The sequence below is a fragment of the Paenibacillus cellulositrophicus genome (assembly GCF_009363095.1).
Lineage (GTDB): Bacteria > Bacillota > Bacilli > Paenibacillales > Paenibacillaceae > Paenibacillus_AQ > Paenibacillus_AQ favisporus.
The window spans coordinates 1882153-1894287 of record NZ_CP045295.1 but is presented as its reverse complement, the minus strand read 5'-3'; the positions used below and the strand labels follow the sequence as shown (position 1 = coordinate 1894287).

Here is a 12135-nt window from a genome sequence, read left to right as displayed (position 1 = left end):
TCTGCAAGGGACGGCAGCTCACCCGTAGCCTGTATGCAAAATGATTGGAATGAAAAGAAAAAGTTTAAAAAATGCTTATTGGTTAAAAGCTATACCGGTAGTTTGTTACGAGTAAGGCAGTAAAGGAGTGTGGCACCATGTACAAGGTGGTTTTGGTCAGACATGGGGAAAGCGAGTGGAACCGCGAGAACCGGTTCACCGGCTGGACGGACGTCGATCTGACGGACAAAGGGGTCCAGGAAGCGATCAAGGCAGGGCATCTGCTGCAGGATATTCCCTATGAAATCGATATCGCATATACGTCCGTATTAAAGCGGGCGATCAAAACGCTGAATTATATTTTGGACGTCAACGACCTGCTGTGGATCCCGATCCGCAAATCGTGGAAGCTGAACGAACGGCATTACGGCGCGCTTCAGGGACTTAACAAAGAAGAGACGGCGAAGAAATACGGCGCGGAGCAGGTCATGCTGTGGCGCCGGAGCTACGACGTGCCCCCGCTGCAGATTACGGCCGACGATGACCGCTACCCTCCCAAGGATAAGCGCTACGGCAACTTGACGAAGCAGGAGATTCCGCTGGGAGAAAGCCTGAAGGATACGATCGCGCGCGTGCTCCCTTACTGGGAAGCGGAGATCGTGCCGCAGATCAAGGCGGGCAAGAAGGTGCTCGTCGTCGCGCACGGGAACAGCCTGCGGGCCTTGATGAAGGTGCTGGAAAATATCAGCGAGGAGGACATCGTGGATCTGAACATCCCGACCGCGGTGCCGATTCTGTACGAGCTGGACGACGATTTGAAGCCGCTGAACCGCCATTTTCTGGGGAGCCCGGAGCGCGTGCAGGAGAAAATCGACGTCGTCGCCAACCCGTCGAAAATTATGGAATAGCGGCGCCAGGCATCGGATTTGGTTATCAGCAGTATCCATTGGCATTTAGGAGTGATCTCTTTGGGGAGGTGACTCCTTTGCCGTTTTTATGGTAGGTTAGTAATGCCGATATATTTAGATCGGGCACAGCTTTAGAAAGAAAGAGAAAGAAGGGAACGGCTTTGCCTTTTGTCAGATTTACAGGTTTTGAAAAGAATGTGGTGGAGACCGCCGCACCGGCCATTATCGAATGCATTTCAGGAATCGCCAACATTCCGGAAGAAATCGTCAAAATTGAGCTTTTACATGTGGAAAAAATCACAAACAGCCCCCGGTCCGTGGAAATTTTCATGTTCCCGCGCGAGGAAGAGAAGCATCATGCGATCGCCGAGAACATCAACCGGATCCTCGAGAACCTCGGTTGCTCACATACCCATATTTTCTATGTGCTGCTGAATCCGTCGCTGTATTATAAAGAGGGCCAGCCGCTGAAGCGGATTCCGGCCAAGACGCCTCCCGAAATCAGGCTGTAATCAAGCCTTCAGGAATAAATCTCTGTAAAGGAATTGGAATATAGCCCAATTCCCGCTATAATCGTATGTAGATTACGGCATGATCCAAGTCTTCATTTATTCCAAACGATAAAGGAGCAGTTGAAACCATGGCAAAAACATTGATTTTCGGGCATAAAAACCCGGACACGGACACGATCACATCGGCAATCGTATACTCTTACCTCAAAAATAAGCTCGGCCATAATACGGAGCCGGTTCGTTTGGGCGCCGTCAACGGCGAAACGCAGTTTGCGCTGGATTATTTCAAAGCCGAGGCCCCTCGCCAAGTGGAAACCGTGGCTAACGAAGCAAGCGAGGTTATTCTCGTTGACCATAATGAGCGCCAGCAAAGCGCGAGCGACATCGATCAGGTGCGCGTGAGCGAGGTCATCGACCACCACCGCATCGCGAATTTCGAGACAAGCCATCCACTGTACTACCGCGCAGAGCCTGTAGGCTGCACGGCAACGATCCTGAACAAGCTGTTCAAGGAAAAAGGCGTTGAAGTTACGCCGCAAATCGCCGGTCTGATGGTATCCGCGATCGTATCCGATACGCTCCTGCTGAAATCCCCGACCTGCACCGAGGAGGACGTAGCCGCTGCACGCGAGCTCGCCGACATCGCCGGAGTGAACCTGGAGCAGTACGGACTGGACATGCTTAAAGCGGGTGCAGATGTCAGCAGCAAGACGATTGCCGAGCTGATCTCCCTGGACGCCAAAGAATTCCAAATGGGCAGCAGCAAAGTGGAAATCGCCCAAGTGAACACGGTGGACCCTAACGACGTCCTGAACCGTCAGGCTGAACTGGAGGACGCCCTGAACGCGATCATCAGCGAGAAAGGTCTCGATCTGTTCGTGTTTGTCGTAACGGATATCCTGAACAACGATTCCGTGGCGCTGGCCCTCGGAAAATCCGCTGCTGCGGTTGAAACGGCTTATAACGTCAAGCTTGAGAACCATACGGCCGTATTGAAGGGCGTTGTGTCGCGTAAATCGCAAATCGTTCCGGTGCTGACCGAAACGCTGAGCAAATAATTACATTGAACGGCTGAACAGGAGCAGGCTGATTCCTTGAAATGGGAGGACGGCCTGCTCGTTCTATTTTGCGATCGAAATCAAAAAACCTGTTCATCGCTGAACAGGTCTGTTGGATTAGCTTCTGTGTATCTGGGAGAAGGGATTGTGTTGCCAGTTAAGCTTCTTCGTCGTCTTCTTCATCGTCGGCTTCGTCGGCTTCTTCGTCTTCGTCCTCATCCGCCTCTTCTACGAATTCGGATTCTTCCTCGTCTTCCGCCTCTTCTTCTTCTTCTTCGATGTCGTCGATCTGCTCTTCCTGTTCTGCTTCTTCGTCAGCCATCAAGATGTCCAATTCCAAATGTTCCATATCTAATCCCTCCAATTTTTAAAACACTATGATTAGTGCATATTTACTATATCACCAGTCTGGTGAAAGGTTTGTCGCAATATGGGCTGGGTTCCGCATTATTTTCCGCTATATTTCGGCAAATGATGGCGGCTGTGGCAGTTCTCCTAATGTGCTTCATTTAAAGGGGTCGACACCGGAAGGCAGATGGATTAATCTGGATTCAATTCATTCAATGCGGTTCGAAGGAGGAGACATGAAATGAGGCTGGAGACGAACAGGCTGGTCATCCGCGAGTTTGTGCCGGAAGACTGGGAGAGCGTGCACCGGTACGCATCAGATCCCAAAGTTACCCGTTATACCCTTTGGGGTCCGAATACCGAGGAAGAAACGAAGGATTATGTCGCAGGCATGAAGGCGATGCAGCAGAAAGAGCCAAGGACCCATTACGAGTGGGCGGTAACCCGCAAAACGGACGGGGAGCTGATCGGCGGCTGCGGAATCAACGTCTCGGGCTCGAACGGAGAAATCGGCTATTGCTTCCATGCGGATCATTGGGGCCAAGGGTATGCTTCGGAATGCGCGAAGGCGATGCTGGAATTCGGCTTCCGGCAGCTGGGAGTACACCGGATTTATGCGACCTGCCGTCCGGAAAATATCGGGTCCGAGCGGGTCATGCAGAAGATCGGCATGCAAAAGGAGGGCTATCTCCGCGAGCATATGCCGACGAATAAAGGAGGCTTTGCGAATTCCTGGCTGTATTCGATCCTGTCGCATGAATATGTGCCTGAGTCGTAAACCGGACCAGTCCTATACCGGCTCGATTCATACAATCCCATGGCGCGTCGAATCCTATACTGCATACGGCGGGCACAGGCTGCCAGCGGGCTGGTTTCAACCGTCCTTTTTGAATGTAATAATTCATGGAACCGACTCACATACACAGGAGGATGACGCAGAGGATGAAGGATTGGTATGAAAAAAGCTTTGGAGAGGATTATCTCCTGGTATATAAGCACCGTGACATCGAAGGGGCAGCCCGGGAGGTCAAGACGATGATCTCCTGGCTGGACCTGCCGCCAGGGGCGCAGGTGCTCGACTTGTGCTGCGGAACAGGCAGGCACTCCCTCGCACTGGTGGACGCGGGCTACCGTGTCACCGGGGTGGACCTCTCCGACGTACTGCTGCGGGAAGCCCGGAGGCTGGACACGAAGGAGCGGGTGGACTGGCGGCAGGCCGATATGCGGGAACTTCCGCTGGAAGGCGGGTTTGACGCGGTCGTCAATCTGTTTACGTCGTTCGGGTACTTTCGCGAGGACGGGGAGCAGCTCAAAGTACTTCGGGAGATTCGCCGAATGCTGAAACCCGGAGGGTGGTTTATTATCGATTTCATGAACTCCCCTTATGTCCGGAGACATCTGGTTCCGGCATCGGAGCGGAAGGAAGAGGGGCAGCGGATTGTGGAGAAGCGCCGAATCGAAGGGGATTTTGTAATCAAGGATATCTCCATATCGGATATGCACGGCACCAAGGGAACACGGGAGTATCACGAGCGGGTGAAGCTGTACACGCGCGGCCGGCTGGAGGATATGCTGCAGGAAGCCGGGCTCATGACAGACGAAGTGTACGGCGGCTATAATGAGGAAGTCGATTATGACGAGGGGCGCTCACAGCGGATGATTTTTGTGGGACGGCGCCCGCAGGAAGAGAAAGCATAAATGAAAGAAGGACGGGGCATTGAATATACCCGAGATTACGCACTATGAAGACGGCATCATTCAGGTAAAGATGGCGATGTCATACCCTTTGCGCTGGGTAAACAGCTATATTCTGCGGGGGCCTTCAGGCGGGGTTACGGTGATAGATCTGGGACCGCGTACCGCGGAGAATGAAGCTGCCTGGAATAAGGTATTGGATGAGCTGGATATCCCTTTCGGGAACGTGGAGTCGGTCGTGCTTACGCACCATCATCCCGATCATTTGGGATTGTCGGGGTGGTTCCAGAAAAAGGCGGGCTGCCCGGTCCGGATGTCCGCGCGGGCGGCGGAGGAAATGCAGCGGATGTGGGGCGAGGCATCCACGATGAATGACGACCTGCCGCTATTGTTCCGGCAGCACGGCATGCCGGAGGCGTGGACAAGCCAGCTGCCCGCCCATTTGGAGAGCTTCTTCCCGCAGGTGGAGCCGCTGCCTTCGGCGCTGCCGCTGACCGAAGGGGAACCGCTGGAGATGGGTGGCCGGCGATGGACCCCCATCGAAACGTGGGGCCATGCGCCAGGCCATATGTCGCTGCTGCATGAGGAGAGCGGGGTCATGCTGTGCGGAGATGCGGTGCTGCCGCAGATCTCCCCGAACGTCAGCCTGCTGCCCGGAAGCGATCCTGAGCCGCTGCATTCGTTTCTGAACGGGCTAAGGAAGCTGCAGGGCTTCCAGGTAAAACGGGCCTATCCGGGACACCGGAATCCGTTTGACCACTTTGAGGCCCGGCTTGAAGCCCTCCTGCAGCATCATGAAGAGCGGCTGGTGCGGGTGCTGGGACGGATTCAGGCAGGGCCGGCGACCGGCTTTGATCTGTGCGCCGCCCTGTTCGGCACCGCGCTCGGCATTCACCAGATGCGCTTCGCCATGAGCGAGACGCTGGCGCATACGCAGGAGCTGGAGCGGCGCGGCCAGGTGAAGAAGGTGCCGGGTCATGACGGCATCTTCCGATATGAAGCCGCCGTTACATAGCGGCAGGAAGAGCAACAAGGACGGCCAAGAGGCCGTCCTTGTTTGCGTTCGGAGCGCTGCATTAGTCCGGCTCCGAACCTTCTGCGTTATTTTCCTCGCCAAATGACAAGAGGAGAGCTGACGAATCAGCCCTCCTCGATATGAAAGATGTCTTAGTGATCCTCGGGAAGCCGAACCTCATCCGGCTCATCGCCCGTTTCCTTCTCCGCCTGCTTGCCGTGCGCGATCCGGCTGCTGGCCGCCGCAGCGACCGCGCCAACGATATCGTCCAGGAACGTATGGGTTTCCCCGGTGCTTTTGTCATTCAGGCGCTCCAGCACGCCGGGCTTGAGCTTATCGATATACCCGTAATTCGTAAAGCCGATGCTTCCGTATACGTTCACGATGGAAAAGGCCAGCACTTCGTCGACGCCATACAGGCTCTCGTCATTTTCCAGCATGTCCTGCAGCGGGGAGAGCAGCTTGCCCTGCTCGGCCAGCATATCGAGCTGGATGCCGGTCAGCACCGCGTTTTGCACCTCGCGCTTGCTCAGCACTTTCTCCACGTTCAGGATGCATTCCTCCATCGTCAGATTCGGATAGTACTTTTTCTGCAGCAGCATAACGAGCTCGGCGATCTCCTCCACCCTCACGCCCCGGTTATGAAGCCATTCCCGCGTCGCTTCGGATACCTTTTTACTGTTTAAGCTGTATGGAATTTTTGCTTGCTTTGCCTCATTTGCTTCACTCATTACGTCACCCCGTCATCCAAGTAGTATGTAACTTCACGCAATTTGATTGTATGTTTTGCAGTATATCTTTGTCCAGTTATGCCCATTTTGACGCATCCTCAAGCAGCAGGGAAGGCGCAGGGGCCTGAATAAAATTAATATGGACCGGCTGTTATTTTTTCGGAAGGGGGCTCGTATACATGGTAGTACAAACTGTACAAAATGATTAGGAGGAACCAGACTTATGACCAAGCTTAACAAAATTCGCGGCATTTCCGCCGCCGGATTGCTGGCCGTTCCCGTTATCCTGTCCGGCTGCGGTTTGTTCGGGACCCATTCGGCTTCGGAAGACATCGATGCGCCGCCGAAGGCGGTCGAGGAGCAAATGCTCAATATGTCGGACGGCACAGGCACCACAGGCGCCAAGGCTAAGGCCGAGCTCACCGGCACCCCGACGACCGTGTATTTGGCGGACGGGAACGGGATGCTTGCCCCCGTCACCCTCGGTCTGCCGGAAGTAAAGGATAAAACTTCGGTTCAGCTGTCGGTGGAAACGCTCGTCTCCGGCGGTGCCTATGCCAAATATATTCCGGAAGGCTTCACGGGCGTCCTGCCCGCAGGAACCGAGGTCAAGAAGGTCACGGTGGACAAGGATAACAAGCTGGCTGTTGTCGAGTTTAACAGTGCATTCACGAAATACAAAGCGCCGGATGAGCGCAAAATTCTCGAATCGCTGGCCTGGACCCTGACCGGTAATGCGGATGTGCAAAAGGTCCAGCTGTGGGTTGACGGCAAAAAGCTGTCGGAAATGCCTGTAGGGGGCACTCCGCTGGATCAGCCGCTCAGCCGGAGCATGGGCATCAATCTGGAAGTCGGGCAGGGGGCCACGCTGACGAATTCGTCGCCAGTCACCGTTTACTTCTCGGCGGCATCACCGGCAGGCATTCAGTATTATGTTCCGGTAACGCGGCTTGTCAAACCGGGCCAGGACGCACTGCAGTCGGCACTCGCCGAATTGATCCGCGGTCCGCAGGAGACAGACGGCCTGGAACAAGTCATGACCGACGAGACGCAGCTGCAGTCCGTGAAGAAGGAGAAGGACGGCACGGTAACGGTATCCTTGAAGGAAGACATGTTCGCCGAAGGCGATGCGGTACCGACCGAAATGCTCCAGTCTGTCGTGCTGACGGTGGCGGAAAACGCGGGGAATCCAAAGGTCAAAATCGAGCTGAACGGGGAGTCCAAGGTCGTCGGAACCGACAATCTGGACTACAGCAAGCCGGTAACACGCCCCGATTATATTAACGAAATCCCGCTTTAAGGGCAGCTCAGGGTGTTTTTATCCCTCCATTTTGGTAAAATAAAGGTTGCTTAAACAGGATGCGAACGAAGTAGGAGGCAGAAATGATGAGATCAAACGGACGCAGCAGCCATCAGCTTAGGCCGATGAATTTGACAGTGAACGTAAACAAGTACGCGGAAGGCTCCGTGTTCATTGAAATGGGGGACACCAAAGTCCTTTGCACCGCCACGGTGGACGAGAAGGTTCCTCCTTTTTTGAAAGGACAGGGGAAAGGCTGGGTAACGGCGGAGTATTCGATGCTGCCCCGGGCGACGCAATCCCGCAACCAGCGGGAAGCCGCGCGCGGCAAACTCAGCGGACGTACGATGGAAATTCAGCGGCTGATCGGCAGAGCGCTACGCTCCGTTGTGAATTTGCAGGCGCTGGGCGAGCGGACCATCACGCTGGATTGTGACGTCATTCAGGCAGACGGAGGTACGCGCACGACGTCGATAACCGGATCGTTTGTGGCCATGGCCATTGCGATCAACAAAATCGCCCAGCAGCACAAGCTGCCGGTGTTCCCGATCAGTGACTTTCTGGCTTCGGTCAGCGTCGGGGTGGTCGGTGAAGAGCCGCTGCTCGATCTGAACTATGAGGAAGATTCGAAGGCGAAGGTGGACATGAACCTCGTCATGACCGGCAGCGGCGCGTTTGTCGAGCTGCAGGGAACCGGCGAGGAAAGCCCGTTCACGCGGCAGGAGCTTGATGAGCTCCTGAAGCTTGGGGAGCAGGGCATCCTCGAGTTGATCGCCAAGCAGAAGGAAGCCCTTGGCCCCATTGCGCTGATGATCGGCTCGGGACAAGCCGGAAGAGAGGCCTAGCATGATTCCGGCGGGCGATACGATTATTGTGGCGACGAAGAACAAAGGGAAGGTCAAGGAGTTTGAGCATGCCTTCGCCCCGCTGGGCAAACAGGTAAAAAGCATGTTCGACTATCCCGGCATCCCGGATGTAGTAGAGGACGGGAGCACGTTTGCGGAGAATGCGCTGAAGAAAGCCAAAACCGTAGGCGATGCCCTCGGGCTTCCGGTGCTGGCCGACGATTCCGGCTTATGCGTTGACGAGCTGGAAGGCCGTCCGGGCGTGTACTCCGCCCGGTTTGCGGGTGAGCATGCCACGGATGAGCAGAACAACGAGAAGCTGCTGCAAATGCTGGAGGACAAAAAGATGGGCGCGGACGTTCAGGATTCACTGCTCAGCCCGGCGAGCTTTGTCTGTACGCTGATACTGTATGATCCGGCAACGGGCGGCTTCATTGAGGCCTCCGGCTCGGTTCAGGGCTGGATTACCGCCGAACGGGCCGGCTCGGGCGGTTTCGGGTACGACCCGCTATTCTATCTTCCCGATTACGGGAAAACGATGGCCGAACTGACGATGGAGGAGAAGCAGGCGATCAGCCACCGCGGAGCGGCGCTCCGCAGCCTGATGGCCAAGCTGGCCCCATAAATAAAGATGATTCCGATGAAGGCTGTTCCTTTGGATCTACCGGATCCAAGGGGGGAGCCTTTTTCGCCGTGTCCTGTATTGGCGTCCTACATAGGAGATCCCACAAAGCAGAGCACGATCATATCAAAGCTGTGAACCCGTCTGAAGGGGATGAATCGTGCCTTTAACCAAATTTTGTGATCGCTTTCCGGCGGATTATGGTAGAATGGGCGTGCGCAAACTTTGAGAAATGAGGTGTTGATGTGAGCAACACAGCTAAACCGGAGATGGAGCTCCGGTTCATGTCGTATAACATCAAAAACGACTATGACAAGGAAGGCGAGAATACATGGAACAGCCGGCGGGACTTGGTTGCGGGAATCGTCCGCTTCCACCGCGCCGACTTGGTCGGCATGCAGGAGGTGCTGCATAACCAGCTGACGGATCTGGAAGAGCGTCTGCCGGAGTACGGCTGGATCGGAGCCGGCCGGGAGGACGGAAAGCAGGACGGCGAATACGCCTGCATCTTTTACCTGAAGCAGCGGCTGGAGCCGCTGGAGCATGGACATTTCTGGCTGTCCGAAGAGCCGGAGAAGCCGGGCAAATTGGGCTGGGACGCAGCCTGCACCCGGATGGTAACCTGGTGCCGGTTCAAAGATACATATACGGGAAAAGAATTTATCCATCTGAACACTCATTTTGACCACATCGGCGTCGAGGCGGTCAAGCAGAGCGCGCATTTGATCAAAAGCCGGATCCGGGACTTGGTGGAAAAGGGCGCCGCGGTGCTGACCGGGGATTTCAACGTCACCAGCGATTCGGAAGCCTACCGCGTCCTCTGCGGCGAAGAAGAGGGCGGGGCTCTGCTGCGTGATGCGGCGGTCAGCGCGGATTACCGGCATTTCGGCCCGGCATTCACCTTCCAGGGCTTTGACTCCCGGGAAACGGCCGCGCGGCTGTTCCCTGCGTATTTAAACCCGGGCGAGGAGCATGGTCTCGAGTTCGAGAGCGCCATCGATTTTATTTTCGTGACCAGCGGGGTACAGGTTCGCAATTTTGGCGTGATCACCGACCACCGCCAGGGCAAAATGCCGTCCGACCATTTTCCGGTGGTCGCCGACCTGCTGGTGTAGCAGGCATTGGCAATTCGCATGTCAGCAAAAAAACATCCGCTTGGCTTCGTCAGCCGCGGATGTTTTTTTGTAATACGCCCATCTGTTTATCCGTTTAGCGTCGCTGTCTCGGACCCTGCGCCGGCCGTTTTGCCGTCATGGCGGACCATCGTCAGGAACAGCAGGGCGATCAGCAGGCTGGCCGACGCGACGACAAACAAGGAGGCGTAGCCGAACTGGTCGATGATCAGCCCGAGCAGTGGCGGCGAGGTGATTGCGGCCAGAGAGGACACGAGGTAATACAGTCCGGTTCGGGTTCCGATGCTCGCTTCGCTTCCGGTCGATACGATGAACGGATAGGAATTAATATTGATGCATGCCCAGAAGATGCCGCCGAGAGCAAGCAGCACGCGGAGCGGTCCCACGGTTCCGATGAACGGAACGGCCGCGAACACGAGAAACAGGCCGGCGACGCCCGTCAGGATGATCTTCTTCTTCCCGTAACGGTTGCCGAGCCAGCCGCTCGGGATGGCAAACAGGACGAAGAACAGCGAAAAGAAGGTCAGGGAGAAGGAAGCGGCGCTTTCCTGCAGCCCCATATGATGCTTGCCGTAAAGCGTAAACAACGATTCGACGCCCTGATAGCCGACGAACCAGAAAAAGATAGCGATCAGCAGCAGCACCGTCGTCCGGTCCAGCTCGCCGCGCAGCTTGATCCGGCTTCCTTCCTGCGGCGCGGAGGAAGGTGTGGAACCGCTTCCCCGAACGGGGACGAAGCGGTACAGGATCCACAGCGACAGCAGGGTGATGACCGCCGCGGCGATAAACGGGAAGGAGCGGTTCTGGTTGTACAGCAGCGATCCGCCGGCAAACGCGAGAATGCCGCCTACGCCGCCCATGAAGTTGATAACGCCGTTGGCTTTGGTCCGCTTCCCTTCCGGCGTGATGTCCGGCATGAGCGCGATCGTTGGCGAGCGGTAGAGGCTCATCGCCAGGTTCATCAGCATCATGAACAGGACCAGCGTCAGCAGACTGGTGTGAAAGGGGATCAGGACGACGAACAGGGCAGCGAGCGGCATGCCGATAAGCAGGTAGGGCATCCGCTTGCCGAAACGGGAGACGGTCCGGTCGCTCCGGTTGCCGATCCATGGCTGCAGGAACAGGGCGAAATAGTTGTCGATGGTCATCATGAAGCCGATCCACGCGGCGCTCTTCAGATACGGATCGAGGAAAAACGGAACAAACGCATTGTACAGCGCCCAGGTGATGCTGATGCTGAAAAATCCGAAGCCAAGCAGCCAGGTCTTTTTCATGGACGACAAATCCTCCGTTTCGTGTTAGGGGTCATTTTCCACTATTATACAACGACAGTGTATCCGGTAGCTTCATGCGAGTGTAAAAATTATTTCAGGAAGGATATTCCTGCCGCGTGTCGTATTATGTTTCAGGACACCCCAAGTGGGAACATAATAGGAGGTTTTTGTCATGTTGAAAGGAATTTCTGCATTGCTGTCTCCTGAGCTGTTGAAAATATTAAGCGAAATGGGGCACGGGGACGAGATCGTATTCGCCGACGGAAATTTCCCTTCCGCCAGTCTGGCCAAGCGGCTGGTTCGGGCGGACGGCCACGGCATTCCCGAGCTGCTCCAGGCTGTGCTTGAGCTGCTGCCCCTGAACAGGTACGTGGAGTACCCCGTCATGCTGATGCAGGTGGTGCCGGGTGATCCGGTGGAAACGCCGGTGTGGGAAGTATACCGCAAGATCGTGCATGAGACGGAAGGGGAAGACATCAAGTTCACCGAATTGGAACGTTTCGAATTTTATGAACGCGCGAAGAAAGCCTATGCGGTCGTGGCGACCGGAGAACGTGCGTTGTACGGCAACCTGATTTTGTCCAAAGGGGTCATTTCTTAAGGAAATGACAGATACGAAAGGTCCAGATTCCTCATCCCCAAGCAAGCAAAAACGGTGCTCTCCTCGCCTAAGAGGAAGCACCGTTTTGTTGTATTTTCTGACATGTCACGAAAA

At 55.5% G+C, this 12135-nt stretch carries 14 protein-coding genes; 11 read left to right on the top strand and 3 right to left on the bottom strand.

The genetic code is table 11. The annotated features are described in order from the left end of the window. Nucleotides 1–137: 137 nt before the first annotated feature. The 3 genes from gpmA (at nt 138) to GCU45_RS08670 (ending at nt 2457) form a co-directional block, all read left to right on the top strand. Nucleotides 138–887 carry a 2,3-diphosphoglycerate-dependent phosphoglycerate mutase gene (gene gpmA / locus GCU45_RS08680; protein ID WP_076174196.1) on the top strand — a complete coding sequence of 250 codons (750 nt, stop codon included), beginning with the start codon at nt 138–140 and terminating at the stop codon, nt 885–887. Between the two features lie 161 nt (nt 888–1048). Next, on the top strand, nt 1049–1399 hold the full coding sequence (locus tag GCU45_RS08675) for a DUF1904 family protein (protein WP_152398647.1): 351 nt from the start codon (nt 1049–1051) through the stop codon (nt 1397–1399). A 128-nt stretch (nt 1400–1527) separates the two neighbouring features. Further along, complete coding sequence (locus GCU45_RS08670; protein WP_152398646.1) at nt 1528–2457, top strand: manganese-dependent inorganic pyrophosphatase; 930 nt, start codon at nt 1528–1530, stop codon at nt 2455–2457. A 157-nt stretch (nt 2458–2614) separates the two neighbouring features. On the opposite strand, the gene GCU45_RS08665 is transcribed toward GCU45_RS08670, so the two are convergent. Next, on the bottom strand, nt 2615–2806 hold the full coding sequence (locus GCU45_RS08665; protein WP_152398645.1) for a hypothetical protein: 192 nt from the start codon (nt 2804–2806) through the stop codon (nt 2615–2617). Nucleotides 2807–3046: 240 nt separating this feature from the next. Between GCU45_RS08665 and GCU45_RS08660 the strand changes: the two genes are divergently transcribed. The 3 genes from GCU45_RS08660 to GCU45_RS08650 all read left to right on the top strand — a co-directional run bounded on the left by GCU45_RS08660 (nt 3047) and on the right by GCU45_RS08650 (nt 5515). Next, nucleotides 3047–3583 (top strand): GNAT family N-acetyltransferase, encoded by a 537-nt coding sequence (locus GCU45_RS08660; RefSeq protein WP_152398644.1) that lies wholly within the window; start codon nt 3047–3049, stop codon nt 3581–3583. 164 nt (nt 3584–3747) lie between these two features. Beyond that, nucleotides 3748–4503, top strand: coding sequence for a class I SAM-dependent methyltransferase (locus tag GCU45_RS08655; RefSeq protein WP_152398643.1), 756 nt, complete (start codon nt 3748–3750; stop codon nt 4501–4503). Nucleotides 4504–4522: 19 nt separating this feature from the next. Then, on the top strand, nt 4523–5515 hold the full coding sequence (locus tag GCU45_RS08650) for an MBL fold metallo-hydrolase (RefSeq protein WP_152398642.1): 993 nt from the start codon (nt 4523–4525) through the stop codon (nt 5513–5515). 152 nt (nt 5516–5667) lie between these two features. Here GCU45_RS08650 and GCU45_RS08645 read toward each other — a convergent pair whose 3' ends face one another. Then, complete coding sequence (locus GCU45_RS08645; protein ID WP_152398641.1) at nt 5668–6246, bottom strand: phosphatidylglycerophosphatase A family protein; 579 nt, start codon at nt 6244–6246, stop codon at nt 5668–5670. Between the two features lie 223 nt (nt 6247–6469). Between GCU45_RS08645 and GCU45_RS08640 the strand changes: the two genes are divergently transcribed. The 4 genes from GCU45_RS08640 (at nt 6470) to GCU45_RS08625 (ending at nt 10128) form a co-directional block, all read left to right on the top strand. Beyond that, nucleotides 6470–7546 carry a GerMN domain-containing protein gene (locus tag GCU45_RS08640; protein WP_152398640.1) on the top strand — a complete coding sequence of 359 codons (1077 nt, stop codon included), beginning with the start codon at nt 6470–6472 and terminating at the stop codon, nt 7544–7546. A gap of 83 nt (nt 7547–7629) precedes the next feature. Beyond that, nucleotides 7630–8391: a ribonuclease PH gene (gene rph, locus GCU45_RS08635; protein ID WP_105446125.1), complete on the top strand. Its 762-nt coding sequence runs from the start codon at nt 7630–7632 to the stop codon at nt 8389–8391. 1 nt (nt 8392) lies between these two features. Next, on the top strand, nt 8393–9016 hold the full coding sequence (locus tag GCU45_RS08630; RefSeq protein ID WP_152398639.1) for an XTP/dITP diphosphatase: 624 nt from the start codon (nt 8393–8395) through the stop codon (nt 9014–9016). 242 nt (nt 9017–9258) lie between these two features. Continuing rightward, nucleotides 9259–10128, top strand: a complete 870-nt coding sequence (locus tag GCU45_RS08625; protein WP_244364479.1) for an endonuclease/exonuclease/phosphatase family protein — start codon at nt 9259–9261, stop codon at nt 10126–10128. An 86-nt stretch (nt 10129–10214) separates the two neighbouring features. On the opposite strand, the gene GCU45_RS08620 is transcribed toward GCU45_RS08625, so the two are convergent. Further along, the gene (locus GCU45_RS08620) at nt 10215–11420 is read right to left on the bottom strand and encodes an SLC45 family MFS transporter (protein WP_145029194.1); all 1206 of its coding nucleotides are present in this window, start codon (nt 11418–11420) and stop codon (nt 10215–10217) included. A gap of 172 nt (nt 11421–11592) precedes the next feature. On the opposite strand from GCU45_RS08620, the gene fucU reads away from it, so the two are divergent. Next, nucleotides 11593–12021, top strand: coding sequence for an L-fucose mutarotase (fucU, locus tag GCU45_RS08615; protein WP_152398638.1), 429 nt, complete (start codon nt 11593–11595; stop codon nt 12019–12021). Nucleotides 12022–12135 lie beyond the last annotated feature (114 nt).